Here is a 26,269-nt window from a genome sequence, read left to right as displayed (position 1 = left end):
TTATTTTATGACAAAACAAAAAGACCTCATCGACAAGGGACGAGATCTTCTCGGTACCACCCAGGTTGTTTAAATTAATAAACCACTTTCATGCAAGAATAACGGTTAGCAGCCGTTGACATCACAAACAGAAAGTAAGGTGTTATTCGCTTTAAGACCTAGCTGAGCTTCCACAATCCTCAACTCGTTGAATAGGTTTCCTTAAAACTACTTTTCTTACCAATGTCAGTCATTATTACCATAAATATACAATATCAATGTTGAATTTGCAATTTATTTTTCTTCATCGTTAAAAAGAGCTGCATTAATTTGATGACGAATATTACCAAAATCAGTAAAGGCTTGTTCAATAGCATCATTCATTGATAAATCTTTTGTCATTTTCATTTCAGCATCTTTGACAATTGATTGTTTAAATGCAATCTTGAGCATTTCAATACGAGGCGTAGTTGGATAATCTTCAAAGATTTTATCTAAACGTCCAGCAATAATTGATTCAATTTCATTTTCTGACATTGTATTTACCTCTTTTGTTTTTATTTACGTAAAGTAATGCAAGTTCCCTCTGGAACCTCAAAGTCCTTTTGCAATAAAGTCAGCATTCCAGTTGCTGGATTACGAGCATATAGTGTTGCATTATTAGTATTTTGGTTTAAAGCAATCAGAAATTTCTGATTTTGATTAAAATTAAAATCACGAGGGAATTCCCCTTCGGTCGAAATTAACTGGATCAACTCTACGTTTCCATCCGGCTGAATCGCAAAGGCGGCAATACTATCATTACCTCGATTAGAAACGTAAACAAACTTATGATCTGCAGATAGATGAATAGCAGCTCCACCATTGTGTGAAGTCCAGTCCGCAGGGATAGTAGAAACAATTTGTTGAACTGAAAATTCACCAGTTTCTTCATTATAGTTTAATACCGCTAACTCACTGCTTAATTCTCCAACTAAGTATGCTTTGCCAGTTTCTTCCACAAAATCAATATGACGAGGTCCAAAACCAGGAGCCATGGTTAATTGACTAACTAAGTTTAATTTACCCTGATCAGAAATATCATATAAGTATACGCGATCTAGTCCTAAATCACAAATAACGAGACGTCCGTCAAATGCAACATCTGCATAATGAGGATGTGGTCCATCCGCCTGCTCTGGTTTTGGTCCGACCATTCCCGTATCATGAACTTGGTCTGTTTGGGTTAAACGTCCATCAGCTTCAATGTTAAAAACGGTCACATCACCAGTATGATAATTAGCAGTATAAACATTTTGTCGTTTTTCATCAACGGTCACATAAGCTGGACTACTTCCTTCAGAAATCAAGGTCTGAATTTCTTTAGCAGGCGTAGTTGATCCATCGAGATTAATTAACCCCCCACGAACTTGGTCGCCATCAGTTACTTTGTCCACTGCATAAATTTTTTGTGCATCAGATTCAGCCACATAAGTTGGTGAACCAGCTTCAGCAACTAATTCAGTGTTTTGCAATACTTGTTTATCAGTATCTAATTCGATTTGATAGATACCTTTACTTTGGTTATTGGTATATGTTCCAATCAGAAAATTTTCAATCATGGCAAACCTCCATCTGTCTTTTCATATATTATCCCATAATCCATTTTACTGGTAAAGAAAACGGTTGCAACTTAACCAATGTGATTTTCATTGAGAATCATTTGAACCTCTTGATCCATCTCTGGAGTTCGTTTCCATTCTTCAAATTCCTGTAATTTTTCGGTTGGCATCGTAAAATTATCATTAATGTAGTTTTCATAATTAATAACGTGGACAGAATGAGGAATATTAAGTTGCAAGATGCGTACCTGCTTAATTAACTTTCGTTCGGCCGCTAATTCAGCCCGTCCATTTTGCACCATATTACTAATTTCAACGTAGGTACTACCATCTAATCGAGTAATTTCTTCAATCAAAGTTAACGTTTCATGACTTTTTTGTGTCATAGCTTTCCCTTTCGTACTTACCAGTGCCTTTTCGTAACGGACTTAACTCCCTTACGATTGGCACTTAATTTATTTTGCTGATCCTTAAACTTTTGCCAGGTTTCTTCTTTGCGGTCATGTTTCTTTTGTTTCGTACGTTTAGTATATTTCAAAAGTTTCACCTTCTTTTAACTCTATAAAAAAAGAATTGTTTGCACAATTCTTCTTATTAAAATTCTATTCTACTGTGACACTCTTAGCAAGATTTCGGGGTAAATCGACGTTTAATCCCTTGTTCAAGCTAGTGTAATATGCAATTAATTGGGCTGGAATCACACTAAGCAATGGTGAAAGCATTTCGTCAACATCCGGAATCACAAATGTGTCTCCAGGTTTTGCCAAACTCTTTCTAACGATTGAAAGGGTTTTAGCACCACGAGTAGCAGTTTCAGCCAAGTTACTACGGGTTAAAGCAGCAGTATCTGCTTGTGTAATAATTCCAATCACCGGAGTACCTTCTTCAATTAAAGCAATCGTTCCATGTTTTAATTCACCAGAAGCAAATCCTTCGGCATGCACATATGAAATCTCTTTTAATTTTAAAGCAGCTTCAATAGAAACCGTGTAGTCAATCCCACGTCCAATATAGAAGGCTTGTTTAGCATCGACAAAGTAATCTTTGGCGACTTGATCCATTTTTGCTTTTTCATCAACAATACTCTGCATCCCGGTGGCAACTAAAGCCAACTGTCCTTTAAGATCAAAATCTTTGGCAGCTTGATTTCCAACGTATTCTCCGACTGCTTTGGCCAAAATGGCTTCTAATGCAATCTGAGCTGTATAGGCCTTAGTAGATGCAACTGAAATTTCTGGACCAGCATCGAGTAACAACGTAAACGTTGATTCACGGGAAAGAGTTGAATTAGCAACGTTAGTAACCGTTAAACTAGGCAGGTTCTTTTTATTAACATTTACTAATACTTGACGACTATCGGCAGTTTCACCACTTTGTGATAAGAAAATAAAGAATGGTTTTTTGGAAAGAATTGGATGTTCGTATGCAAATTCAGAAGCAACATGAACTTCAGTTGGAATTCCAGTTAGTTTTTCTAATTGAATTTTACCAACTAAGCCGGCGTGGTAACTAGTTCCAGCCCCAACAATGTAAATTCGGTCTGAATCCTTGATTTCTGATAATAATTTAGGATCAATCATAGGATTGCCGTCAAGATCAAGATAACGGGCGGAAAGTTTACGCATTACATTTGGTTGTTCATCAATTTCTTTTAACATGTAGTATGGATAAGTCCCTTTGTCAGATGCACTTGGATCAACATCAACTTCAAAAGTTTCTCGTTCAACTGTATTGCCATCCTTATCATCGACAAATACACTATCAGGATTTACCACACAAACATCCCCATCTTGAATTTCAAGGAAAGTATGCGTAACATCCAACATTGCAATTGAATCAGAACAAACTACATTACATCCGTTTCCTAGACCAATCAACAAAGGACTTTTGTTTTTAGCAACGTATAAAGTTTCAGGTTCTTCTTTATCCATTAACACGAACGCATACGAAGAATTCCCCAGTAACGATAAGGTCTTGTTAAATGCATCTTTAGTATTCATACCGTCTTGAGTAACAAATTTATCAATTAATTGTACGACTACTTCTGTGTCAGTCTGGCTATGAAATTTAACATCTTGTAAATATTCGTCCTTTAAAGCTTGGAAGTTTTCAATCACACCGTTGTGAACTAAATAAAAACGTTCATCACCAGAAAACTGTGGATGAGCATTTTCAATATTTACACCACCATGAGTGGCCCAGCGAGTATGACCAATCCCTGCAGTTCCTTGGACTTCTGGTCCAATTTTTCGTTTTAAATCAGCAATACTTCCGGTTGCTTTAACTAAATAATCAGGACCCTTTTTACTATCTACAAAGATTCCAGCCGAATCGTAACCACGATATTGCAACTTTTCTAATCCATTAACTAATATTTCAGTTGCATTCTTGTTTCCTGTAACTCCTACTACTCCACACATATTTTTTACCTCGTTTTTAAATTGGTATAGATGTTTATTTTTATTTTTTATTTATGGAACAACTACTATAATAGTATTCGCAGTGATTTATGTCAATCAATTTGCAAAATTGGTCTATGTCCGATTTGAAAATCAAAAATCTAAAAATCTTACAAACACATAATTAAATTTTACAATAAACTCAGCATAAAAAATAGGAAAAGCCGTGTAGAATTAATTTAATCTGCAATAGAAAGCGTGATTCAAATGACCCACCAAAAAATAACTATTACTGAAATAGCCCAAGAAGCGCAAGTTTCAACTGCAACCGTTTCTCGTTACTTAAATGGGAAAGCAGATTTAATGTCTGAAACAACTTACAAACGCGTTAAAAAAGTGATCAATAAATACAACTATGTCCCTAATACCATGGCACGCCAGTTAAAAAATAAAAAAAAACATATTGTGGCGGTTTCTGCGGCTGATATCACTGATTACTTTTCAATTGAAATGTTTAAAGGGATTACAGCAGAATTAGAAAAACATGGTTTTAACACCATTTTATTAAACTCGGCAAATAGTCCACAAAAAGAAAAACAAAATATTTTGTCATTTGATACGGACTTGTTGGCCGGACTCATCATTCAGCCTTTGACGAATAATTTAAAGTTTTTAAAAAGTGAAATTAAAGATGATTTTCCGATCGTGTTACTAGATCGGGAAATTCCTGAAACAAATTGGTCTAGTATCGTCACCAATAATTTACAAATCACTCGCGATGCCTGTCGCTATTTTAAGCAACAAAAAAACATTTCCAAAATCATCTTAGTTGCGGATGAATCCAAAAATGTTTCAACTATCAAGCAACGAATTGCTGGAATTAAAGAAGTTTACGACGATTCCGAGTTGCAAATCATCGATTCTGGAAAGTCTAAAACTAGTTTTACTCGTGCTTATAAAAAATTAAAACAAGCAATTAAACAAAATCCGCAAACTTTGATTTTTGCCATTAAAGAACGCTGGCTCATCGAAATACTGCCACGACTAATGTACGCAGGATTAATCGGTAAACATCAGCCTACTTTAATGACCGGCTTTTCTGATAGTAATTTAATTAATATTATTAATCCCACGATTAAAGTAATTCGCCAATATCCATTTAAAATGGGAGAAACGGCTGGAAAAGTGTTATTAAAACAATTAAAAAAGCCAGATAACTCAAATTTTAAACGGATTGAGGTGCCAGCTTCGTTTGATAGAGATTGAAAATCTACTTATTATATTCATAAATAATATTTTTAATTTTATTCATAATGAGTACGACAAGCCAAAATAATTATTTTATTATTTATAGCTTTATAAACGATACGATCTTTTTCATTTACTCTTCTAGACCAATAACCACTAAAATCCCCATGTAGAGGTTCAGGTTTTCCTAATCCTTCATAAGGAGTTCTAGAAATACTTTTTATTAATTTATTTACTCTTTTTAAATCTTTTTTACTATTTTCTTCATACCAAATATAATCTTTCCAGCCATTAATAGTAAATTCTTTATTCATCTTCATCCTCAAGCAATTTATGGTGAGCTAAATCACCATTTTCCGCTTGCATTTTACTTTCTTCTAGCCATTTTAAGTTATTAGGGTTCCCTAAAATAAATTGATTTTCTTTCATATTATTATATTCCTCGGCAGAAATTAAAACTGCGTTTCTATTATCTTTTCTAATAATTGTAATTGGTTCGTAATCATTAGTAGCTTTATCAATATAACTTTTTAATTTATTTCTAAAGTTTGAATAGGTAGTTGCTTCCATCAAAATCATCCCTTTCATGTGTACTTAATATTGTACAATTAGAACAAAACTAAAGCAATAAATTATTATGTATAGTTAATACACATTAATAATATACGCATAAAACTAGATTTTTTATACCAAAAGGCCAAGATTGTAAAAACAACCTTGGCCTTTTCAAAATATTTTTATTTCTCAATCACAACTTTACTTCTTGTCGGAATATTTTCGTAGAACCACTTAGCGTCTGACTTAGTCAAGTGAACACAGCCCTGTGAAGTTGGCTTTTTCCCAATCTCTTTGGCATCCGATTTAATAATTTTACCATTCTTATCAACTGGATTAGAGTGAAATAAATAAAGCCCGCGTTCCGCAAAAGAAACCCAATAATAAGCTCCTTCTTTGAACCTATCAGAGTAGAAATATTTTCCTCTCAAATTTTGAATATGGAAAATTCCCGTAGGCGTCTTAGTTTCCTTGCCTGGTCTGCCAGTCGATACATACATTGTATATAACAACTTTTTATTGTCATAAATATAAGCACGCTGCTTTGCAAGTGAGACTTTAACCCAAACGTTATGATTCTTTTTCAAATTGGGATATGGAACAGTTTCTGATGATTTGTTTGGAGCAATCGGAGTCCGCATCACATCCTTTTGCTTCGCAGAAGCACTAAGTGGATGTAGAAATCCAACTAATAAAATAATTTCTAAAATAAACCAAAATAAAGACGACACTTTTAATGTTTCTTTTCTCATTGAAGGCTCTCCTAATGTAACTATTTAATCAGTCTAACGTAGTATAACGCATATTAATAGCGCTTGTTATTAATTGCATACTACTTATTAAATAATTAATTTATCATCATTTAGTAAGTGTAGTGTGTTTATCTATTAATTCACTGGAATTAATAAATATAATTTAAAAGGAATAATGGAAACTATCAGTATATAAACAAGAAAAACTAATTAACATTCCAGTATCTAATATCTAAAATTCACAAAATTACACACATATAACTTCAAATTCAAAAATTAGATTTAGCAATCAGTCGATACATCAGTTAAATTTTAAATTAATTACAGTATGATATTAATACTTAAAAATAGAATAAATTATTGATTTTATTAAATTTAAAAAAGAACTTTACTATCAAAGAAAAGCCAAAAAACGCCTCATAATGATTAATTTTCAATCACTATGAGGCGTTTTAATTTTAAGTTTAAAATTTATTGATTGTATTTTTCAACAACATCAGCAATCCGATGTGCATATTCGTTACTTTGTTCCTGCGTTAAGGCCTCTACCATTACCCGTAATAATGGTTCGGTTCCACTAGGACGGACAAGAATCCGACCATTTCCATTCATTTCTGCTTCGACTTTTTTGATTTCAGCTTGAACTTCTGGATGATCCATGGCATGTGCCTTATCTTTAAATGTCACGTTTACTAAACTTTGTGGGTATTTAGTAACTTCGTCGGCTAATTCTGATAACGGCTTACCAGTTTCCTTCATAATCCACATTAACTGAAGACTAGTTAACATTCCATCACCAGTAGTATTAAAGTCTAAAAAGACGATGTGACCAGATTGTTCGCCGCCAAGATTATAGCCATTGGCATTCATTTCTTCAACCACATACCGATCACCGACTTTGGTCTTCACACTCTTCATTCCATGAGCTTCCATGGCTTTATACATCCCCAGGTTACTCATAACCGTTGTCACAATGGTATCGTGTTTCAAACGACCATGTTCATCCATGTATTTTCCACAAATGTACATAATCTTATCGCCATCCACGATATTTCCTTTTTCATCCACAGCGATACAACGATCACCATCGCCATCAAATGCAATGCCTAATTGAGCCCCGTTTTCAACAACCATCTTTTGTAGCTTTTCTGGATGCGTTGAACCAACCTTATCATTAATGTTGATTCCATTTGGTGTCGTAGCCATTGTTTCAAAATCCAAGCCTAAATCGGCATATAGACGTGGAACTAAAGCACTTGTGGCACCGTTAGCAGCATCAACTGCAACTTTAATGCCATCTAGATTCTCTGGAATACTTTGAGCTAGAAAATGAATATATTTCTGTCCAGCCTCAGTATAACTATCAGCGGTTCCTAAACCTTTAGCTGATGGTCGAGGTAAATTATCCTCATTACTTTCTAAAATATCTTCGATATCGGCTTCAATATCGTCAGAAAGTTTATAACCATCACCGCCAAAGAACTTGATGCCGTTATATTTGGCAGGATTATGCGAAGCGGTAATCATGACACCTGCATCCGCACTCTGATCGCGAACTAAGTATGCTACACCTGGAGTTGTAACAATCCCCAATCGAATCACTTCAATTCCGACTGACAAGAGTCCAGCAACCAAGGCATCTTCTAACATCTGTCCAGAAATCCGAGTATCGCGTGAAACTAAAACACGTGGTTGATGATCTTCAGCACTGCGTTTTGTAAGAGCATAACCTCCAGCACGTCCAGCTTTAAAAGCTAATTCAGGGGTTAACTCCTGATTAGCAACCCCGCGAATTCCATCTGTTCCAAAATATTTCATACTCCGTCTCCATTTCTATTCCGTACACTACTTATCTTCATTATCTTTATTGATTGGTAATTTTACTTTGGTGGTTGAAGGAGAAATAACTACGTTTACAGTTCTCCCCTTGCTATCTAAAGCATCAATCACCGTCGATTTATCAAAAGTTTTATCGGTATCTTTTGTTAAATTAACTTCAGCAACTACTTTTTTAATTTTATCCATTTCATCAGCAGGCCCAGTAACATTTACTTTATCGACATCTTTTTCAATCTTGCCAACTTTGTAGCCAGTGGCAATGTGACTCTTTTGGTACTTAACTGCTACTGGATATGAATCAGTTTCCCGGTTTTGAATGTTAACCTCAATTTTCTCAGGTTGAATTTTAGCATGCAGCTCTGAATTCAACCCGGATTGTTGCAGTTTAACAACGTGGCGTCCCGGTGTCAAATTACTTAAATCAGCAGTAACTTTGAAATTTTGCGTATTCGCAGTAGTAGTGACGAGTGCTGAAGGGCCTTTTAAATCAACTTTTACTTTATCGGGGTAACCGATGACAAAATATTTATCGGAGTCAACGTTTAACTGTAAGGGAACTTCAACTTGTTTAGACGCATTTGAGGTTAACTGCGGATCATCTTGTTGATAATTTGATCCGCTGGGATTAATTAATTTGTAATCGTGCACCATGAAAAATAATACTAGAGCAAAAATTAACGAAATAATTAAACAAAATGCTTTACTTTCAAAAAATTTTTTCATGATTTTTTACCCCCAAAGTGTTTGATGAAGAAGTCATGGATTTCTCCAAAGAGGGTCTTATGGTCTTTGACATTGGTATTAATTAATTGACTGCGTAGGTACTTCAAATAGTCAGCTTGTGTCATGCCACGTAACAATTCATTATTTCTCGTAATCGATACTTCACCGGTTTCTTCAGAAATAACGATGGTAATCGCATCAGTCACCTCTGAAATTCCAACTGCAGCTCGATGTCTAGTCCCAAGTTCTTTGGGAATCAAATTACTCTGTGATAATGGCAGATATGAAGCTGCAGATGCAATTCTTCCATCTTTGATGATAACTGCCCCATCATGAAGTGGAGTGTTTGGAATGAAAATATTAATCAGCAACTGACTAGAAACATCGGCATCCAACTGAATCCCTGTTTCAATATATTCTTCTAAACCAGTTTTCATTTGAATGGCGATTAACGCCCCAATCCGTCGTTTAGACATGTATTGAATTGCACCATTAAGAGCTTTAATCAGCTTTTCAGCCTTGGCATTCTGTTGTTGTGACTGTTTAAAAACTGAGCGTCGGCCTAATTTTTCTAATCCACGCCTAATTTCCGGTTGAAAGATTACGATACAACCGATTACTCCCCAGTTGATAACCTGATCCAAAATCCAGGAAGTCATTGTCAAACCTAAATACAAACTGATAACTTTGGCTAAAATCAAAATTACAATTCCACGTAAAAGTTGAATTGAACGTGTACCGCGCAGTAACATGATTAATTCATAAATCAGTACCCAAACGACCAGTACATCTAAGATATTGCTTAAATTATGTAAGGTTAATATATTACCCCAATCGATTCCCATCAACATTGTTCCCCCTGCTTTTATTCATAATAATTATATCACTCTCCAATCCCATTTTAATAGGTAGAGAGCAATGAAACATTTACTAAGTTTGGATTAATTCATACAAATTAATAGTTTTTTACTTAGATTTGCGGTTTAATTTAAGTAAGACATTTTGAGGTGATTTTTATGACAAGAAATAAAAAATGGCAAGTTAGATTATTTTTTCTAATCTGGTTAGTGTTCATTAAGATTTTTATCAAGGATTCTTTGTTTGGTTTTTTACTTTTAAATACCTTTTTAGGTTATATCCCGATTGAATTAAGTTTTCATATCGGCGATAATCCCAAACAAAATCCGCTCATTTTTTGGTTGTTAACAATAATATGGTTGTTATTTTATCCAAACGCACCATATATTTTAACTGATCTGTTACATTTGTCATGGCTGCATCCCAACAATATCAACGGAATGCTCAAGTTAGACAGTCACATTTGGTTCTTATATACTTGTTTGTTAATCAGTGCATTAGCTTGTGCTTTCATTGGTTTTTGGGGGTTAATTCACGTTGCCAAAGCGATGAATGCCAAATTACATATCAAAAATCAATTCACTGATTTTATTACTACATGTATTTTGATTGGGCTAAGTTCCGTGGGATTATTCATTGGTCGTTTCTTACGTGTTCATACCGTTTATCTGATCATTAAACCTAAGTTTTACGCGAAGCTGTTCATGACCATGTGGACCAGGCAAATGATTATCTTTGTCATCTTAATGACGATTGCTCAATTAGTTATTTATTGGATTTATACCATCATCACACCTGAATCCAAATAAGTATCCGTAAAATCCTTAAATTAAGTTTTAAGGATTTTTTTATTGCAATTTTTAGCCAGTAAAAAAGATTAACATGATAAGTGTTAATCTTTTTAATTATTTTGCTGCTTCACCGATAATGCGGACTTCAGTCTGCAAATGAATTCCGGAAGCTTGGTACACCGTTTCTTGCACATGCTTAATCACTTGAAGATAATCGGTTGCCGTTGCGTGATCGACATTTACAATAAAGCCGGCATGCTTTTTAGAAACCTCTGCTCCGCCATATCGATAACCTTGCAAACCAGCATCATGAATTAATTTCCCAGCAAAATGCCCTTTAGGACGCTTGAAAACACTTCCACAAGATGGGTATTCCAAAGGCTGCTTTGATTTTCTAAGATAGTTAAGATGATCCATTTCATGTTGAATCAAAATTGGATTCCCTTTTTCAAGTTTAAAAGTCGCTGCTAGGACAATCCCATGCGTATCCTGAATTTTACTGTGACGATAGCCAAACTCAAGTTCTTCATTAGTAAATACTTCAATATTACCTGCTTCTGTCAGTACCGTAGCGGTTTCTAAAACATGGTCAGTTTCTCCGCCATAAGCACCAGCATTCATATAAACTCCGCCACCAATACTACCAGGAATTCCAGCTGCAAATTCTAATCCGGTTAAACTGTGTTGTTGGGCTACTTTAGTGGTATCTACATAAGCTGCTCCGGCTTCGGCCATTACCCGGTCACCATCGACATGGATATGATTCATTTCTTTCAAAATCATCGTTAAGCCACGAATCCCGCCATCACGTACAATCAGATTACTAGCATTTCCTAAAACTGTTAGCGGCATCTTAATCTCATTAGCGTAGTTTAATAATTGTTCCGTTTCTTCGTAAGAACGAGGAAAAGCTAGATAATCAGCCTTCCCTCCCGTTTCAGTCCAAGAATAATTTGCTAATGGTTCATCTTTTAAAATTTTAATATTTTTAAATTTATCACGTATGTCAGTTGCCATTTTATCTATCCTTTCAATCGTCTTTTTCTATTTTAGCACGCACAGACAGCGAAAACCATTTGCCTTTCCCAATCGTGATATAATAGAGAAAAAATCTAGGAGGTCATCAAATGAATTTTATTTCTTGGAATGTCAATGGAATGCGTGCAATTGTCAAAAAGAACTTTTATGAATTTTTCAATGCTGCCGATGCTGATTTCTTTAACGTGCAGGAAACCAGAGTGGCTCCTGACGAAATTAAACTAGCTATTCCTGACGAATATTACCAATACTGGGATTCTGCCGAACGACCCGGTTATGCGGGAACAGCGGTTTTTACGAAACATAAACCAATCAGTGTGGCTTATGGTCTGGATGGAAACGATCTTGATCCGGAAGGTCGCACCATCACGCTTGAATATGCAGACTTTTACCTCGTAAACGTTTATGCTCCAGTTGCTGGCGAAGAATTACAACATCTGGCTGAAAAAGAAGTATGGGATGAAAAATTTATTAAATTTGTTGATAACCTTAAGCAAAAGAAAAACGTGGTAATTGGCGGTGATTTAAACATTGCTCATGACCCCATCGACATCTTTAATCCCGATGAACATCATGAGGCACCCGGTTACACCAAAGTAGAACGTGATCAATTTACAGAATTATTAGATAGCGGTTTTTGTGATATCTTTAGAAAATTACATCCAACTGAAACTCGTTATACCTTTTGGAGTTATCGTGGACATGCGCGCCGCGATAATCATGGATGGCGACTTGATTATTTCATCATCTCCGATCCATTGGTTAAAGATGTTAGAGTTGCAAATATTCTTGATACTGTGGAAGGCTCTGACCACTGTCCAGTTCAACTAGTCATTGACAATTTACAAGCTTAATTGGGGTGACATGACACATGAATTTTGTTGCAATTGATTTTGAAACAGCTGCTAGTCAGCGGGCTAGTGCCTGTTCGGTAGCCTTAACTGTCGTTAGAAATGATCAGGTGGTTGATGAATTTTATTCCTTAATCAATCCTGAAACTGATTTTAACTGGCGAAATGTAAATGTCCATGGAATTCACAGCGAGGATGTCGTAGATGCCCCGATTTTCCCAGAGATTTGGGAGATTATTAAGCCATTCTTTAAGCGAAATCGACTAGTAGTGGCACATAATAATCGCTTCGATAATAGTGTTTTAAGAAAAAGTATTGAACGCTATCGATTGCCAATGCCTCATTATCAAACTTTAGATACCGTTAAAACTTCTCGTAAATTTTTCCCACAGTTTCCTAACCATAAATTAAATACGGTTAGCAGCGAATTAGGGATTGAGTTAGAACATCATCATAATGCACTTGATGATAGCTTGGCATGTGCAAATATTTTAATTCATCAGCATCAACAATTTGGCAATGCTGTATTAAAATCTTTTATTACAAATATCTAAAAAAAGACCGATTAATATCGGTCTTTTTTTAGTTTCATTTCAATTAATTTTTCATTTTGACTAGTTACTACAAATCCTAATTTTTGATATAAAGAAAAGGCTTTAGAATTACTTTTTAGGACTGATAAACTTAAATCATCTAAGCGACTATCATATTTAACCCAGTCAATTATGGTCTCAATCATTGCCGTTCCTAGACCTATTCCTTGATAATCATGTAAGACCGCGATGCCTAATTCACCGGTTGCAGCTTTAATTTCATCAACGGTAGCAATTGCAATTAACTTGTTTCCAGCTGTGGCTAATAGGATTAGATTCGTACCGGAAGCATTGATTTTAGTAATCTCTTCCCGTTCATCAGCTGCCGTTACTTTTTCAAGATCATCTGCAATTACAAAATTAGCTGATTCAGCTTTAAGCTGAGTTAACAACGCTAAAACATTTTGCGCATCGTCTGATTTAGCTGCTCGTATCTTAATTTCAACTTCTTCACTCATTTAAAGCAAACACTCCCGAATTTAAAATAGTTTCAAAATGCTGCCCATGAGCTGTAATTTCAATCGTACGATCATTCTCACTTAAATCATCATTCCGCATAAACTTCAAACGCAGATAATTTTGTGGTAATTCATCCTCGGCAAATTGCGACCACTCTACAACACTAACTCCATCACCATTAAAATATTCATCAAGTCCAAGTTCATCACTACCACCTGCTTCTAAGCGATAAACATCCATATGATACAACGGTAATCGGCCAGCTTGGTATTCTCTCACAATCGTAAAAGTTGGACTTTTAATGTTTCGTTTAATCCCTAGTCCTTGAGCTAATCCTTTGGTAAAAGTCGTTTTCCCAGCTCCCAATTCACCATCTAACAATAAAACATCGCCTGCTTGTAACTGGCTTGCCAAATTTTGTCCGATTTTTTGGGTCTGCTCAGGACTATTTACTTTTAGTTTTATCATAATTGAATCCTAAAGAGTCTGAGCAGCTGTAATGATTGCTACTTTATAAGCATCTTCACTATTACAGCCACGAGATAAGTCAGAAACCGGTTTGTTTAACCCTTGAAGAATTGGTCCAATAGCTTCAAATCCGCCCAATCGTTGCGCAATTTTGTAGCCAATGTTTCCAGATTGTAATTCAGGAAAGACGAAAACAGTTGCTTTTCCAGCCACATCAGAATCAGGTGCTTTTGATTCCGCAACTTTAGGAACAATGGCAGCATCAAATTGTAATTCACCATCAATTGGCATTTCTGGATCTAATTTCTGCGCCAATTCAGTTGCTTTTTGGACTTTTTCAACTTCTGGACTCTTAGCAGATCCTTTAGTTGAAAAACTAAGCAAGGCAACTCGAGGATCAATATCGAATAATTGGGCAGTTTTGCCACTTTCGACAGCAATCTCTGCTAATTGTTCTTCGTTAGGATCAATATTAATAGCACAATCAGCAAATAAATAGCGTTCATCGCCGCGTTGCATTACAAATGCTCCACTAATCAAATTAACGTCGGGTTTAGTTTTAATAATTTGTAAAGCAGGACGAACAGTATCACCAGTAGGATGTGCAGCACCTGAAACCATCCCGTCAACGACATCAGTATAAACCAAAGCCGTTCCAAAATGGTTAGGATCTTTTAGCCATTCTAAAGCCTGAGAAGTAGATGTTTTCCCTTTTCGACGTGCAACGATGGCTTGAACCAATTGCTGAACTTCATCATTTGGAACTTTACTAATATCAACTAGCTTAACTCCATCCAAACTAACACCTAAGTCTTCGGCAACAGCTTTAATTTTTGCTTCATCACCTAATAAAACAGGAATTGCTAAGTTTTCTTGTGCTAAACGACTAGCTGCTTCAACAATTCTTTTATCTTCTCCTTCAGGAAATACTAATTTAATATCTTTACCTTTAATTTTTGCTTTTAAACTATCGAATAATTCCATAATTTTCTCCTATTAGTTTAATTACTTATCGTAACATGTTCTGGTAGTTGCCAATTAATTGGTTTTTCACCCATTGCTTCAAGAGCTGCATTGGTTTTTGAAAATGGACGCGATCCAAAAAATCCTCGATTAGCCGACAAGGGACTTGGGTGAGCAGACTGAATGACAATATTCGTTTTGGTGTCAATCAATTTAATTTTATTGCGAGCTGCTCTCCCCCATAAAATAAATACTACTGGCTCAGGACGTTTTGACAACTGCTCAATTGCATAATCAGTGAGTTGCTCCCAACCTTTTCCTTGATGCGAAAAAGCTAATCCATCTCGAACTGTCAAAACAGAATTAAGTAATAAAACTCCCTGATCTGCCCAACTTTTGAGATAACCATGATTTACCGGCTTGATACCCAAATCATGATCTAGTTCCTTATAAATATTACGAAGTGAAGGAGGAACCGGAACACTTGGTTCAACTGCAAAACTGAGACCAATTGCTTGATGAGGACCATGATATGGATCTTGACCTAAAATAACAACTTTCGTTTTACTAAATGGCGTCCATTCAAATGCTTGAAAAATCCGTTGCATTGCTGGATAAATCGTATGATTATTATATTCTTCTACCAAAAATTTTCGTAACTTTTGATAATACGGTTTTTCAAACTCCGGCTCAAGCACAGGCCACCAATCATTATCAATAAATTGCTTCACTTTTTTCACCTCGTGAATATTTTAACATAATCAGATACAAAAAAAGAACGAGAATTCTCGTTCTTTTAATAATGTTTCATAACCCGATCAATTTGCCGTTTTTGATCTCGTTGTTTAATCGTTTCACGTTTATCATACTCATGTTTACCTTTAGCAACGCCAATCAATACTTTAGCAAAATTGTGCTTAATATAGACTTTTAAAGGCACAACCGTAATTCCTTTAGTTTGGACCGCGTCGGCTAAATGTTTAATTTCTTTTTTTTGCAATAACAACTTACGATTTCGCAACGGATCATGGTTAAATTGATTCCCTTCTGAATATTCATTGATATGAACATTCATTAAATAGGCTTCACCATTGCGGATTGAAACAAATCCGTCTTTTAAATTTAGACGGCGCTCTCTAACCGATTTAATCTCAGTTCCAGTGAGAGAAATTCCAGCTTCATAAGTCTGTTCAATGAAATAATCATGACGAGCCTTACGATTTGTTGCCATTACATTATTATCATTAGGCTTACGTTTCTTTTTAGCCATTTTCACTCATCCCTTATTTATGCTTTTGAATCGTGAATTTATGTGAATCTTTTTTCCCTTTATTATTTTTTGAATTCTTAGATTTCATAACTGGTCCAGTATATTCATTGTGTGTTTTTTTAGGCAACAAATCACTAGTTGGAGTATTTTCTGGATGAACAATCTCAAAATCAACCGTGTTTTGATCAGTATCAACACCTACACACTTAACTCTTACGTCTTGACCAATCTTGAAAGTCCGCTTCGTACTCCGTCCTACTAATGCCATGAATTTTTCAACATATTGATAGTAGTCATCTTTCAAGCGACTAATATGAACTAACCCTTCAACTGTGTTAGGAAGTTCGACGAAAGCACCAAATTTCATTACAGAACTGACTACTCCGTCAAATTCTTGTCCAATACGGTCACTCATATATTCAGCCTTCATCATTGCATCAACGTCACGTTCAGTATCAACACCACGACGTTCTGTTTCTGAACAATGTAGTGCAACTTCGCCCACTTTACCAGCATATGTTTCTCTAGTTTTGTCGTTAATTCCATTGTCTTCGTAGTAATGAATCAAACGGTGAATAAACAAATCAGGATAACGACGAATTGGTGAAGTAAAATGAGTATAGTATTTAGCTCCCAAACCAAAGTGACCAGTGCATTTGTCACTATATTTAGCTTGTTGCATACTACGAAGCATCATCACAGAAACTACCCCTTCTTCAGGAGTTCCTTCAACCTTGGTTAAAATATTTTGTAAAGTTTTAGGTTCTAAATGATCTGGATCAGCTTTAACATTGATTCCAAAACCAGTTAAGAATTCAAAAAATTCTTTCACCTTGGTTGCATCTGGAGTTTCATGCACTCGGTAAATGAACGGAACTTTGGCTTTATGATAAGTTTCTGCCACAGTTTCATTTGCTGCCAACATAAATGATTCAATTAGTCGTTCAGCAGTTCCACGATGACGAACAACAATGTCAATTGGATGTCCTTTTTCATTAACAATGATTTTTGCTTCGTCATCGTTAAAATCAATGGCACCACGACGTCGACGTGCTTTATAAAGAATTTTATGCAATTCACCCATGGTTTCAAACATTGGTACCAAATCAGCATATTTCTTTTTAGTCTCATCATCTTTTGATTCCAAAATAGCGTTAACTGCGTTATAAGTCATCCGTGCTTTAGACCGCATTACACTAGGGTGGATTCGTGATTTAACAACTTTACCTTGTGGATTGATTTCCATATCACAACTCATACATAAACGAAGTTCTCCTTCATTTAAAGAACAAATTCCATTTGAAAGTCGTCTAGGCAACATTGGAATTACCCGATCAGTTAAATAAACTGAGGTTCCACGTTTGTATGCTTCACGATCTAACAGACTACCCTGCTTAACATAATGACTAACATCGGCAATATGAACACCAAGATGGTAGTTACCATTAGGTAATTTCCATGCAGTTACGGCATCATCTAAATCCTTTGATTCTTCAGCATCAATAGTCACCAAATCTTGATCAGTAATATCTTCTCTGCCTTTAATTTCTTCAGGTAAGACATGATCAGGAATTGCATCGGCTTCTTGTAAAACGTCTTCTGGAAATTGAGATGGTACATCATGAGAATACACAATTTGTAAAATGTTGATTCCGGGATCATCAACGCTACCAATTACTTGTTTAGCAACTACTACCATTGCATCTGGAGTTTTGGCATTAGAATATTCAGTAATATCAGCTGTTACAATTTCGCCTGGAGTTGGATGTAATCCTGCATCAGCAACATAACATCTAATTCCATCTAACTTTTTGTCTTTAACTTTAAGTTGACCTATGTAGCCATTATCTTCACGTGTTTTGAAAAATTCTCCAACCACGTGATCATAATGACGTTCAATAATTTTAACAACTTTTGCTTGTGGTCCACGATCTGAACCTTTACCGGCTGGTTTGATAATTTGAATTTCCACTTTATCCAAGTTCATCGCATTCATAGTATCATCAGGGGCAATGAAAGCATCTTGAAGATCATCATCATATGCCACGAATCCAAATCCCTTTGAGTTAGAATGGAAAATTCTTTCAATCTTCAACTCACTTGGGTTAATTTTAAAGCTACCATCTGTTGTTACTACAACAGTACGGTCTCTTTCTAGTTCAGCTAATGCTTGAACAATTAATTTAAATGCTGATGATCCATGATAATCTAATGCATCAGCAATTTTTTCTACATCAAATCCCTCATTAGGATGTGATTTTAATTCTGTTTCTATTTCAGTTTTTAATTTATTTTCTTGCAATGTTTTTTCCTCTTCTATTTCTACTTATAAAACATCTTTATTATAAGACATCTTTATTTTATTACATAATTTTAACAAACCATATTATAATAAAAAGCTCCTGCGAATACACAGGAGCTTTTTCATTAATGTTGTGACATCCACATCAAAATCAATGCGATTCCAAAAAACAAAATACCTAATACTACTGTTACTCTTTGGATAAATGACTCAAAGCCACGAGACTTTGATTCTGAAAATAGGTCGCTAGCTCCACCAGTAAATGATGACATTGCATCATTATTTTTGGATGGTTGCATTAAAACTGCACCAATAATCAGTACACTAACAATCCATAATAATATCATTAAGAAGTTAGTCAAAAAAATTCCTCCTAGCCACATTAAAAAAGGCCTATTAATTCTTAACTACTATTATAGCACATTTCATTTTATAAATCTAATCTTTATTTTTGGTTCTTACTTTATTAAATAAAATTACCATTAAGCTTAATATTCCTAAAACTAATAGCATCATTTTTGAGGCATGATTGTTTTCTCATAACGCAGGCAATTTTGCTTTTTCGGTTTTACTTTGCGTTCCATTAATATCTTTCAATTTTTTATTTTTTATTTTGACTGTTTTTCCTTTTACTGATTGTAATGTCACGGATGGCGTCATTTCACCATGTTCTTTTAAAAAATCATGATTATTAGCTACTTTAATTTCTGTAACTGCTGGAGCATCTTTTACATAATTTTTAAGTGATTTACTATCGTTAATGGGTTGATAAGGCACTCCCTTTGTTATGTTTTTAGCATTAAGACTACTTGTTTTAAGTGTTGGTATTTCATTATTTGTATAAATTAAAGCATCACTCTGTTTGGTTAAAGTAGATTTTGAATTTTTATCTGCTGCTGGAATCTGCTTAATTGACTTAGAAGGAATTTCAGTAATAGCTGCTGGGTTTTTTTCAGAAGGCTTTTCGCTTTTATTTATTTTAGATTCCATCTTATTATCGCCAACTAAATTTATTTTTGATTTATCAATTGCTTTGTCTTTGTTTTCATTTTTAGTTTCCCTTACTAAGGAATCATGTACTGATTTTGAATTTTCTTGTTGTTCCTGTACTTTATCATCTTTAGATTCTGTTTTATCAACTATTTCAGTTTTTACGTTGTCCGACTTTTTTACTTGAAGATTATCGTCTTTGGATTGATTTGATTCATCTGATTTAATTGAATTGTTTTGCTTTTTTTCAGTTTTATCTGTTTTACTTTCTAATTTGTCATCAGTTGTAGTTTCTATTTTTGCTTCATTATCAGCTTTATCTTGATGTTCTTTTTCAACTGGAATTGTTTTAGAGTTATCTATTTGTTTTGAATTCTCGGTGGGTATACCTGGGTTAGTTGTTGGTGTTGGTGTTGGTGTTGGTGTTGTCACTTCTTCATTTTTTTCATAATCAAAAATAACCGCATCAGATCCAGCAACCAACATTTTAGATCCTGGTTTTAGATGATATCCAGGTAAAGGAGGTGCTTGAATATCTTTAGCTGATTTAGCATCTACTGTTGTAAAATCAAAGCGATATTGTGAATTTATCTTACCATCTTTATCTTTAAAAAATTGACGAGCTGAAACATCAAAAATTTGTGCAGATGCGCTAATCGTGGTCGCAAAAGTTAACCCACTCATTACCAATAAACTTGTTCCTAAAATATATGCTTGCTTTTTCATCTTATAATCTCCTTTAAGTTTGTGTAAGAAGATACGTAAAAAAGTTAAAAATTTGTAGAAAAAAAGAACTTCTAGCTGGACTAGAAGTTCTTAAAATAATAATAAATATTATTTACTCATAATGTTTTCACGTGCTTGGTGATCTAAATTGTAGAAAGCATTGATACCTTTGTAAACCGCAACAGAACCTAATTGATCTTCGATTCTCATTAATTGGTTGTACTTAGCAATTCTTTCACCACGACTCATTGAACCAGTCTTGATTTGACCACTATTCATTGCAACAACTAAGTCAGCAATAGTAGTATCTTCAGTTTCACCAGAACGGTGTGAAATGATAGCAGTGTATCCGGCTTCTTTAGCCATGTTAACAGCGTTAACTGTTTCAGTTAAAGTACCGATTTGGTTAAGTTTGATAAGAATTGAGTTTGCAACGTGCATGTTAATACCTTTTTCAAGATATTCAGTGTTAGTAACAAATAAGTCATCACCAACAATTTGCACTTTTTTACCAAGTTTTTCAGTAGCAATTCTCCAGTCTTCCCATTCGTTTTCATCCAAAGGATCTTCGATTGAAATGATTGGATATTTGTCAACAATTGAGTCAAGTAAATCAACAAATTCTGATGCAGTGTATGATCTACCATCACCAACTAAGTTATATTTCTTAGTCTCTGGATCGTAAAATTCTGATGCAGCACAGTCAAAGGCGATACAAATATCTTTACCAGGTTTATAACCAGCACGTTTGATTGCTTCAACTAGAATCTCAAATGGTTCTTCGTTGTTCTTCAAGTTAGGAGCAAATCCACCTTCATCACCAACAGCAGTTGAGTAACCTTTTTCATTTAAAATAGCTTTTAAGTTATGGAAAGTTTCTGATCCCATTCTTACAGCTTCTCTAAATGTAGGAGCACCAACCGGCATAATTATGAATTCTTGGAAATCAACCTTGTTGTTAGCATGCTTTCCACCATTGATAACGTTCATCATTGGAGTAGGTAAAACATGAGCATCGAAACCACCTAAGTAGTTGTACAAAGGAGTACCAAGTTCATCAGCAGCTGCTCTAGCAACGGCAATTGATACTGCCAAGATTGCGTTAGCACCTAATTTTGCTTTGTTAGGAGTTCCATCAAGCTTAATCATAGCTTGGTCAATGCCTAATTGATCTGTAACATCGTAACCAATAACTTCCTTGGCAATTTTGTCGTTAACATTGGCAACAGCCTTTGTAACACCTTTACCCATGTATCTATCTTTGTTACCGTCACGCAATTCAACAGCTTCATGTTCACCAGTAGATGCACCGGAAGGAACAATTCCGCGTCCCATAGCACCGTCTTCTGTGTAAACTTCTGCTTCAACTGTTGGATTACCACGTGAATCTAAAACTTCGCGTGCATATACATCAGAAATAATTGACATAATAAATCTCCTTAGTAATCTATTTAAAACTATTTAATAATACATCTAAATTCTACATTTTTAAAAAGCCCAATGCAATGAATTTAAACATTTATTTTAGAGTTTGATAATTGGCAAGTTTGACAAATTCTTTTGGATTCAAACTTGCTTTTCCTGCTAATACTCCATCAATATCTGGCTCTTTCATCAAAGCAGCAATATTTTCCTGCGTGACACTTCCGCCATACAAAATTCGAATCTTATCAGCTGTTTCATCTGAATAGATATCAGCCAAAGTTTGGCGAATCAAATAACAACCTTCTTCTGCCTCTTCAGTTGAAGCACTATGTCCAGTACCAATTGCCCAACTTGGTTCATAAGCAATCACAATATCTTCAGCATCCGTTTCATCAACACCGTGTAATGCAGCAGTAACTTGATTAACTACCCAAGAAAAGTGGTCACCATTTTCAAAACGACCCATAGTTTCATCGCAACAAATAATCGGTTTCATATGGTTCCGAATCACCGCATGAACTTTTTTATTAATAATATCGTTAGTTTCATTAAAATAATTACGTCGCTCGGAATGACCCACAATTACATATTGAATCCCCATTTGACTCAACGCTTTAGGACTAACTTCACCAGTATAAGCGCCTTCATCCTTATAGAAACAATTTTCAGCCGTAACAAATAATGGGCTGTCTTGGTTGTTTTGCAGCATTGATTCTAAAAATAAAGGAGAAGCAGCAATTGCTGTTTCAACCTTATCGGCTGGAGGTAATTGATCTTTAATTTCTTTTACAAATTGAACTGCAGTATCTAGAGATAAATTCATTTTCCAGTTACCGCCAATAAAAGGAATTCGCATATTTATCCCTCCTCTCGTGTTGTTATCTTTTATTCTAGCTGAGTTTTTCAAAAATAACTAGTAAACAACGTCACAAAAAAACTGCCAGAATAACTCTGACAGCTTTTTTAAAAATTAATCTTTTTTATTAGATACACAGGCAATTCCAGGAAGAGTCTTTCCTTCAAGGTATTCAAGTGAAGCTCCCCCACCAGTTGAGATGTGGGTAAGTTTGTCAGCTACACCTAATTGCTTAACGGCAGCAGTTGAATCACCACCACCAACGATAGTAGTAGCATCCTTTAAGTTACCTAAGAAACGACCGATTGCTAAAGTACCTTCAGCAAATTTAGGCATTTCAAAGACACCCATAGGTCCATTCCAAACAACAGTTTTAGCATCTGAAAGAACTTCTTCAAAGAGTTTGATTGATTTAGGACCAATGTCTAATCCCATCCATCCATCAGGAATTGAACCATCAACAATCTTTGTTTGAGCATCGTTTGAAAATGCATCAGCACAAACAGAGTCGACAGGTAATACAATCTTGTCGCCACCCTTTTCAAGAATTTCCTTAGCAACATCAATCTTGTCTTTTTCAACAAGTGAATTACCAATTCCAATTCCTTTAGCAGCATAGAAAGTATAAGTCATTCCTCCACCGATAATAATCTTATCAGCTTTGTCTAATAAATGATCAATTACACCAATCTTATCAGAAACTTTGGCACCACCTAAAATTGCAACAAATGGACGTTTAGGATTATCAACAGCGTTACCTAAGAATTTGATTTCTTTTTCAAGTAAGAATCCAGCAGCAACTGGTTTGCCAGCTTTTTCCATTGCAGTAGCAATCCCAACGTTAGAAGCATGACTTCTGTGCGCGGTACCAAAAGCATCGTTGACGAAAACATCACCAAGTGAAGCCCAGTATTGACCTAATTTAGGATCGTTGCCAGATTCACGTTTAACTTGTTTACCATCAACTACATCTTGATATCTAGTATTTTCAGCTAACAATACTTGTCCATCTTTCATGTTATCAATTGCTTCTTCAAGTTGTGGACCTTCATTTACTGGGACAAAAATAACTGGTTTATCCAATAATTTTGAAAGTTTTTCAGCAACCGGACGAAGTGATAAACCGGGTTTGTCGTCTTCAGATTTAATTCTGCCCAAATGAGAGAAAAGAATGGCTTTACCACCATGATCAATTACCCATTCGATTGAAGGTAAAGCAGCAACGATTCGGTTATCATCACCAACAACACCGTCTTTAATCGGAACATTAAAATCGACCCGCATTAAGACATCTTTACCTTTTAAGTCTAAATCATCAATAATTAATTTACTCATTATGATTCCTCCTAATGAATTATTTTATAAAGAAAAAGCGAAGGAGTAATAACCTCCTCCGCCCTTTTTAATCAAAATCTAAAGAATAGATTTAAATTACATTGTAGCAAATTTCAATAAAGTACGAACCATGTTACAAGTGAAGCCCCATTCGTTATCATACCATGCAACAGTTTTAACTAATTGAGTATCACCACTCTCAGTGATTTCAGTCTGACCTGGATCAAATACTGAACCATGTGAGTTACCAATGATATCTGATGAAACAATGTAATCATCAGTGTAGCCATATGCTTCACTTTCATGTTTCTTCATAGCATCGTTAATATCATCAACAGTAACTTTCTTGTCTAAAATAGATACTAATTCAGTTAATGAACCATCAGCAACAGCAACACGTTGTGCATGTCCTTTTAAAACACCATCAAGTTCTGGGATAACAAGACCGATAGCCTTAGCAGCACCTGAACTATGTGGAACAGTGTTAATAGCAGCGGCACGGTCATTTTGTACCTTAGCTGAACGAGGTCCATCTTGAAGAGCTTGAGTTGCAGTGTAAGCATGAACAGTAGTCATAGTACCAACTTTAAGTCCAAATTCTTTGTTTAACCAGTAAGCCATAGGAGCTAAACAGTTAGTGGTACATGAACCAGCTGATACAATGTGATCATCTTTACGTAAAGTACCTTCGTTAACGCCAGGTACGATAGTAGTAACATCACCAGCAGGTGCTGAAATCAAGACACGTTTAGCACCGGCATCCAAGTGAGCTTGTGCTTTTTCTTTTGAAGTGTAGAAACCAGTACATTCAAGTACAAAGTCAACACCGTCGTTTTTAACCCAAGGAATATCCTTAGCATTGCGTTCAGCATATACAGGGATACGTTTGCCATCAACCACGATAGCATCTTCAGTTGATTCAACTTTACCAGGGAAACGACCATGGACAGAATCATATTTTAATAAGTAAGCTAACATAGAAGGTGTAGTTAAATCGTTGATTGCTGCAACTTCAATGTCCTTTGAACCTAATTCATGGATACGTCTGAATGCAAGACGACCAATTCTTCCGAAACCATTAATACCAATTTTTACAGTCATAATAGGTTTCCTCCTTTAAGGAATATCTAATTTATAATACAACTTAATATTACCACATTTTATTGGCAAATGTCAGCGATTTCATCGCAACAAAATTCAATAAAATTAGATAATTAAACATGGCATAAAATAAATCTACCACGATTTTTAGTATAGCAAATGGGAATTTGATTGCAACTAAAACACCTGTAAATCTAATCTTGAATCTTTGCTGATTTTCGGATATGATAGGTATTGCAACAAATTATACTTAATATACTGCGCTCCTAGTGTAATGGATAGCACGTAAGATTCCGGTTCTTGAGATGAGAGTTCGATTCCCTCGGAGCGCATATAAAATATTATTAGTCTCAATTTAAAGCCTCTATTAATTGGAGGTTTTTTATTTTTTTTAAATAACTATTTTAAATAACAATAAGCTTGGTTATAATTACCAGAATCATCCACAAGGGTAATTAATTGACCTTGATTGACCTATATTGTAAGATTAATGCACGAATTTAGATTATAAATTTATTACTATGTAAATTAGGAGGAGAAATACTATGCCTTTAGTACCAACTGTTGTTGAAAACTCGCCTCAAGGCGAACGAGCATACGACATCTACTCTCGACTTTTAAAAGATCGTATTATTATGCTTTCTGGTGAAATCGAAGATAACATGGCAAATGCTGTTATTGCTCAATTATTATTCTTAGATGCTCAAGATTCAGACAAAGATATTTACCTATACATTAACTCTCCAGGTGGTGTAATTACATCCGGAATGGCAATTTATGACACAATGAACTTCATCAAAGCTGATGTTCAGACAATCGTAATGGGAATGGCTGCTTCAATGGCCAGTGTTCTTGCCACTGCTGGTGCAAAAGGTAAACGTTTTGCTTTACCTCATGCTCAAGTCATGATTCACCAACCTTCTGGTGGAGCTCAAGGTCAGCAAACTGAAATTGAAATTGCGGCCAAAGAAATTTTACGTGCTAGAAAGATGATTAATAAATTACTGGCTGAACATTCTGGTCAACCACTTGAAAAAATTGATCGTGATACAGAACGGGATAATTATCTTAGTGCTCAACAAGCTGTTGATTATGGTTTGATTGATGGGATTATGACAAATAGCGACGATAAAAAATAGTTTCATAA

At 35.2% G+C, this 26,269-nt stretch carries 28 protein-coding genes and 1 tRNA gene; 6 read left to right on the top strand and 23 right to left on the bottom strand.

What is annotated here, in order from left to right; all coding sequences use genetic code 11:
- Positions 1-273 precede the first annotated feature (273 nt).
- The 4 genes from BHU33_RS00555 to glmS form a co-directional block, all read right to left on the bottom strand.
- Positions 274-516, bottom strand: coding sequence for a hypothetical protein (locus BHU33_RS00555; protein WP_054646455.1), 243 nt, complete (start codon positions 514-516; stop codon positions 274-276).
- A gap of 20 nt (positions 517-536) precedes the next feature.
- Positions 537-1,580 carry a lactonase family protein gene (locus BHU33_RS00550; protein WP_054646454.1) on the bottom strand — a complete coding sequence of 348 codons (1,044 nt, stop codon included), beginning with the start codon at positions 1,578-1,580 and terminating at the stop codon, positions 537-539.
- A 71-nt stretch (positions 1,581-1,651) separates the two neighbouring features.
- Positions 1,652-1,966 (bottom strand): hypothetical protein, encoded by a 315-nt coding sequence (locus BHU33_RS00545; protein ID WP_054646453.1) that lies wholly within the window; start codon positions 1,964-1,966, stop codon positions 1,652-1,654.
- Positions 1,967-2,182: 216 nt separating this feature from the next.
- Positions 2,183-4,000, bottom strand: a complete 1,818-nt coding sequence (gene glmS / locus BHU33_RS00540) for a glutamine--fructose-6-phosphate transaminase (isomerizing) (RefSeq protein ID WP_054646452.1) — start codon at positions 3,998-4,000, stop codon at positions 2,183-2,185.
- Positions 4,001-4,246: 246 nt separating this feature from the next.
- Between glmS and BHU33_RS00535 the strand changes: the two genes are divergently transcribed.
- Entirely contained in the window at positions 4,247-5,245 is a 999-nt protein-coding gene (locus BHU33_RS00535; protein WP_054646451.1) for a LacI family DNA-binding transcriptional regulator, read from the top strand.
- 38 nt (positions 5,246-5,283) lie between these two features.
- Here the strand turns inward: BHU33_RS00535 and BHU33_RS00530 are convergent, their stop codons facing one another.
- The 6 genes from BHU33_RS00530 to cdaA form a co-directional block, all read right to left on the bottom strand.
- Positions 5,284-5,541: a Txe/YoeB family addiction module toxin gene (locus BHU33_RS00530; RefSeq protein WP_103422766.1), complete on the bottom strand. Its 258-nt coding sequence runs from the start codon at positions 5,539-5,541 to the stop codon at positions 5,284-5,286.
- Positions 5,534-5,797, bottom strand: a complete 264-nt coding sequence (locus BHU33_RS00525) for a type II toxin-antitoxin system Phd/YefM family antitoxin (RefSeq protein WP_054646449.1) — start codon at positions 5,795-5,797, stop codon at positions 5,534-5,536. Before BHU33_RS00525 ends, BHU33_RS00530 begins: the two co-directional genes overlap by 8 nt.
- A 167-nt stretch (positions 5,798-5,964) precedes the next feature.
- Entirely contained in the window at positions 5,965-6,534 is a 570-nt protein-coding gene (locus tag BHU33_RS00520; protein ID WP_054646448.1) for a L,D-transpeptidase family protein, read from the bottom strand.
- A gap of 471 nt (positions 6,535-7,005) precedes the next feature.
- Complete coding sequence (gene glmM / locus BHU33_RS00515; protein WP_054646447.1) at positions 7,006-8,352, bottom strand: phosphoglucosamine mutase; 1,347 nt, start codon at positions 8,350-8,352, stop codon at positions 7,006-7,008.
- A 27-nt stretch (positions 8,353-8,379) separates the two neighbouring features.
- Positions 8,380-9,096 carry a CdaR family protein gene (locus tag BHU33_RS00510; protein ID WP_054646446.1) on the bottom strand — a complete coding sequence of 239 codons (717 nt, stop codon included), beginning with the start codon at positions 9,094-9,096 and terminating at the stop codon, positions 8,380-8,382.
- A complete protein-coding gene (gene cdaA, locus BHU33_RS00505; protein ID WP_180993506.1) occupies positions 9,093-9,941 on the bottom strand; it encodes a diadenylate cyclase CdaA in 849 nt (282 codons plus the stop codon). The genes BHU33_RS00510 and cdaA overlap by 4 nt, the downstream gene beginning before the upstream one ends.
- Before the next feature lie 171 nt (positions 9,942-10,112).
- On the opposite strand from cdaA, the gene BHU33_RS00500 reads away from it, so the two are divergent.
- The gene (locus tag BHU33_RS00500) at positions 10,113-10,763 is read left to right on the top strand and encodes a DUF1361 domain-containing protein (RefSeq protein ID WP_056997664.1); all 651 of its coding nucleotides are present in this window, start codon (positions 10,113-10,115) and stop codon (positions 10,761-10,763) included.
- A 96-nt stretch (positions 10,764-10,859) separates the two neighbouring features.
- On the opposite strand, the gene murB is transcribed toward BHU33_RS00500, so the two are convergent.
- Positions 10,860-11,762, bottom strand: a complete 903-nt coding sequence (gene murB / locus BHU33_RS00495) for a UDP-N-acetylmuramate dehydrogenase (RefSeq protein WP_056997665.1) — start codon at positions 11,760-11,762, stop codon at positions 10,860-10,862.
- A gap of 110 nt (positions 11,763-11,872) precedes the next feature.
- On the opposite strand from murB, the gene BHU33_RS00490 reads away from it, so the two are divergent.
- Both BHU33_RS00490 and BHU33_RS00485 read left to right on the top strand, forming a co-directional pair.
- Entirely contained in the window at positions 11,873-12,637 is a 765-nt protein-coding gene (locus BHU33_RS00490) for an exodeoxyribonuclease III (protein WP_054646445.1), read from the top strand.
- 17 nt (positions 12,638-12,654) lie between these two features.
- Positions 12,655-13,188: a 3'-5' exonuclease gene (locus BHU33_RS00485; RefSeq protein ID WP_054646444.1), complete on the top strand. Its 534-nt coding sequence runs from the start codon at positions 12,655-12,657 to the stop codon at positions 13,186-13,188.
- Between the two features lie 11 nt (positions 13,189-13,199).
- On the opposite strand, the gene BHU33_RS00480 is transcribed toward BHU33_RS00485, so the two are convergent.
- The 12 genes from BHU33_RS00480 to gap form a co-directional block, all read right to left on the bottom strand.
- Positions 13,200-13,685, bottom strand: coding sequence for a GNAT family N-acetyltransferase (locus tag BHU33_RS00480; RefSeq protein WP_054646443.1), 486 nt, complete (start codon positions 13,683-13,685; stop codon positions 13,200-13,202).
- Entirely contained in the window at positions 13,678-14,154 is a 477-nt protein-coding gene (gene tsaE / locus BHU33_RS00475; protein WP_054646442.1) for a tRNA (adenosine(37)-N6)-threonylcarbamoyltransferase complex ATPase subunit type 1 TsaE, read from the bottom strand. Before tsaE ends, BHU33_RS00480 begins: the two co-directional genes overlap by 8 nt.
- Before the next feature lie 9 nt (positions 14,155-14,163).
- Positions 14,164-15,138 carry a phosphate acetyltransferase gene (gene pta / locus BHU33_RS00470; protein ID WP_054646441.1) on the bottom strand — a complete coding sequence of 325 codons (975 nt, stop codon included), beginning with the start codon at positions 15,136-15,138 and terminating at the stop codon, positions 14,164-14,166.
- Positions 15,139-15,155: 17 nt separating this feature from the next.
- Complete coding sequence (locus tag BHU33_RS00465) at positions 15,156-15,848, bottom strand: uracil-DNA glycosylase (protein ID WP_054646440.1); 693 nt, start codon at positions 15,846-15,848, stop codon at positions 15,156-15,158.
- 65 nt (positions 15,849-15,913) lie between these two features.
- Positions 15,914-16,387: an SsrA-binding protein SmpB gene (gene smpB / locus BHU33_RS00460; protein ID WP_054646439.1), complete on the bottom strand. Its 474-nt coding sequence runs from the start codon at positions 16,385-16,387 to the stop codon at positions 15,914-15,916.
- A gap of 13 nt (positions 16,388-16,400) precedes the next feature.
- Positions 16,401-18,689, bottom strand: a complete 2,289-nt coding sequence (gene rnr / locus BHU33_RS00455; protein ID WP_054646438.1) for a ribonuclease R — start codon at positions 18,687-18,689, stop codon at positions 16,401-16,403.
- Between the two features lie 125 nt (positions 18,690-18,814).
- A complete protein-coding gene (gene secG / locus BHU33_RS00450; RefSeq protein ID WP_054646437.1) occupies positions 18,815-19,051 on the bottom strand; it encodes a preprotein translocase subunit SecG in 237 nt (78 codons plus the stop codon).
- A gap of 175 nt (positions 19,052-19,226) precedes the next feature.
- Complete coding sequence (locus BHU33_RS00445; RefSeq protein WP_054646436.1) at positions 19,227-20,405, bottom strand: hypothetical protein; 1,179 nt, start codon at positions 20,403-20,405, stop codon at positions 19,227-19,229.
- Between the two features lie 108 nt (positions 20,406-20,513).
- Positions 20,514-21,833, bottom strand: a complete 1,320-nt coding sequence (eno, locus tag BHU33_RS00440) for a phosphopyruvate hydratase (RefSeq protein ID WP_054646435.1) — start codon at positions 21,831-21,833, stop codon at positions 20,514-20,516.
- Between the two features lie 91 nt (positions 21,834-21,924).
- The gene (gene tpiA / locus BHU33_RS00435) at positions 21,925-22,686 is read right to left on the bottom strand and encodes a triose-phosphate isomerase (RefSeq protein WP_054646434.1); all 762 of its coding nucleotides are present in this window, start codon (positions 22,684-22,686) and stop codon (positions 21,925-21,927) included.
- A 114-nt stretch (positions 22,687-22,800) separates the two neighbouring features.
- The gene (locus BHU33_RS00430) at positions 22,801-24,021 is read right to left on the bottom strand and encodes a phosphoglycerate kinase (protein ID WP_054646433.1); all 1,221 of its coding nucleotides are present in this window, start codon (positions 24,019-24,021) and stop codon (positions 22,801-22,803) included.
- Positions 24,022-24,117: 96 nt separating this feature from the next.
- A complete protein-coding gene (gene gap / locus BHU33_RS00425) occupies positions 24,118-25,122 on the bottom strand; it encodes a type I glyceraldehyde-3-phosphate dehydrogenase (RefSeq protein ID WP_054646432.1) in 1,005 nt (334 codons plus the stop codon).
- Between the two features lie 260 nt (positions 25,123-25,382).
- Between gap and BHU33_RS00420 the strand changes: the two genes are divergently transcribed.
- Positions 25,383-25,454, top strand: a tRNA-Arg gene (locus tag BHU33_RS00420).
- A gap of 213 nt (positions 25,455-25,667) precedes the next feature.
- Positions 25,668-26,261 carry an ATP-dependent Clp endopeptidase proteolytic subunit ClpP gene (gene clpP / locus BHU33_RS00415; protein WP_054646431.1) on the top strand — a complete coding sequence of 198 codons (594 nt, stop codon included), beginning with the start codon at positions 25,668-25,670 and terminating at the stop codon, positions 26,259-26,261.
- Positions 26,262-26,269: the final 8 nt, after the last annotated feature.

Source organism: Fructilactobacillus lindneri DSM 20690 = JCM 11027, assembly GCF_002907375.1.
Classification (GTDB): domain Bacteria; phylum Bacillota; class Bacilli; order Lactobacillales; family Lactobacillaceae; genus Fructilactobacillus; species Fructilactobacillus lindneri.
This window is presented reverse-complemented; position numbering and strand designations above follow the sequence as displayed.

Excerpts from the sequence above, each read along its gene's own strand:
- cdaA (WP_180993506.1), bottom strand. The coding sequence starts at position 9,941 with ATGGGAATCGATTGGGGTAATATATTAACCTTACATAATTTAAGCAAT.
- BHU33_RS00430 (WP_054646433.1), bottom strand. The coding sequence starts at position 24,021 with ATGAGTAAATTAATTATTGATGATTTAGACTTAAAAGGTAAAGATGTC.
- tpiA (WP_054646434.1), bottom strand. The coding sequence starts at position 22,686 with ATGCGAATTCCTTTTATTGGCGGTAACTGGAAAATGAATTTATCTCTA.
- BHU33_RS00525 (WP_054646449.1), bottom strand. The coding sequence starts at position 5,797 with ATGGAAGCAACTACCTATTCAAACTTTAGAAATAAATTAAAAAGTTAT.
- BHU33_RS00555 (WP_054646455.1), bottom strand. The coding sequence starts at position 516 with ATGTCAGAAAATGAAATTGAATCAATTATTGCTGGACGTTTAGATAAA.
- BHU33_RS00445 (WP_054646436.1), bottom strand. The coding sequence starts at position 20,405 with ATGAAAAAGCAAGCATATATTTTAGGAACAAGTTTATTGGTAATGAGT.
- tsaE (WP_054646442.1), bottom strand. The coding sequence starts at position 14,154 with ATGATAAAACTAAAAGTAAATAGTCCTGAGCAGACCCAAAAAATCGGA.
- BHU33_RS00490 (WP_054646445.1), top strand. The coding sequence starts at position 11,873 with ATGAATTTTATTTCTTGGAATGTCAATGGAATGCGTGCAATTGTCAAA.
- BHU33_RS00485 (WP_054646444.1), top strand. The coding sequence starts at position 12,655 with ATGAATTTTGTTGCAATTGATTTTGAAACAGCTGCTAGTCAGCGGGCT.
- BHU33_RS00545 (WP_054646453.1), bottom strand. The coding sequence starts at position 1,966 with ATGACACAAAAAAGTCATGAAACGTTAACTTTGATTGAAGAAATTACT.
- BHU33_RS00550 (WP_054646454.1), bottom strand. The coding sequence starts at position 1,580 with ATGATTGAAAATTTTCTGATTGGAACATATACCAATAACCAAAGTAAA.
- BHU33_RS00530 (WP_103422766.1), bottom strand. The coding sequence starts at position 5,541 with ATGAATAAAGAATTTACTATTAATGGCTGGAAAGATTATATTTGGTAT.
- eno (WP_054646435.1), bottom strand. The coding sequence starts at position 21,833 with ATGTCAATTATTTCTGATGTATATGCACGCGAAGTTTTAGATTCACGT.
- glmM (WP_054646447.1), bottom strand. The coding sequence starts at position 8,352 with ATGAAATATTTTGGAACAGATGGAATTCGCGGGGTTGCTAATCAGGAG.
- BHU33_RS00535 (WP_054646451.1), top strand. The coding sequence starts at position 4,247 with ATGACCCACCAAAAAATAACTATTACTGAAATAGCCCAAGAAGCGCAA.
- BHU33_RS00480 (WP_054646443.1), bottom strand. The coding sequence starts at position 13,685 with ATGAGTGAAGAAGTTGAAATTAAGATACGAGCAGCTAAATCAGACGAT.
- BHU33_RS00500 (WP_056997664.1), top strand. The coding sequence starts at position 10,113 with ATGACAAGAAATAAAAAATGGCAAGTTAGATTATTTTTTCTAATCTGG.
- gap (WP_054646432.1), bottom strand. The coding sequence starts at position 25,122 with ATGACTGTAAAAATTGGTATTAATGGTTTCGGAAGAATTGGTCGTCTT.
- pta (WP_054646441.1), bottom strand. The coding sequence starts at position 15,138 with ATGGAATTATTCGATAGTTTAAAAGCAAAAATTAAAGGTAAAGATATT.
- glmS (WP_054646452.1), bottom strand. The coding sequence starts at position 4,000 with ATGTGTGGAGTAGTAGGAGTTACAGGAAACAAGAATGCAACTGAAATA.
- BHU33_RS00520 (WP_054646448.1), bottom strand. The coding sequence starts at position 6,534 with ATGAGAAAAGAAACATTAAAAGTGTCGTCTTTATTTTGGTTTATTTTA.
- BHU33_RS00510 (WP_054646446.1), bottom strand. The coding sequence starts at position 9,096 with ATGAAAAAATTTTTTGAAAGTAAAGCATTTTGTTTAATTATTTCGTTA.
- smpB (WP_054646439.1), bottom strand. The coding sequence starts at position 16,387 with ATGGCTAAAAAGAAACGTAAGCCTAATGATAATAATGTAATGGCAACA.
- clpP (WP_054646431.1), top strand. The coding sequence starts at position 25,668 with ATGCCTTTAGTACCAACTGTTGTTGAAAACTCGCCTCAAGGCGAACGA.
- murB (WP_056997665.1), bottom strand. The coding sequence starts at position 11,762 with ATGGCAACTGACATACGTGATAAATTTAAAAATATTAAAATTTTAAAA.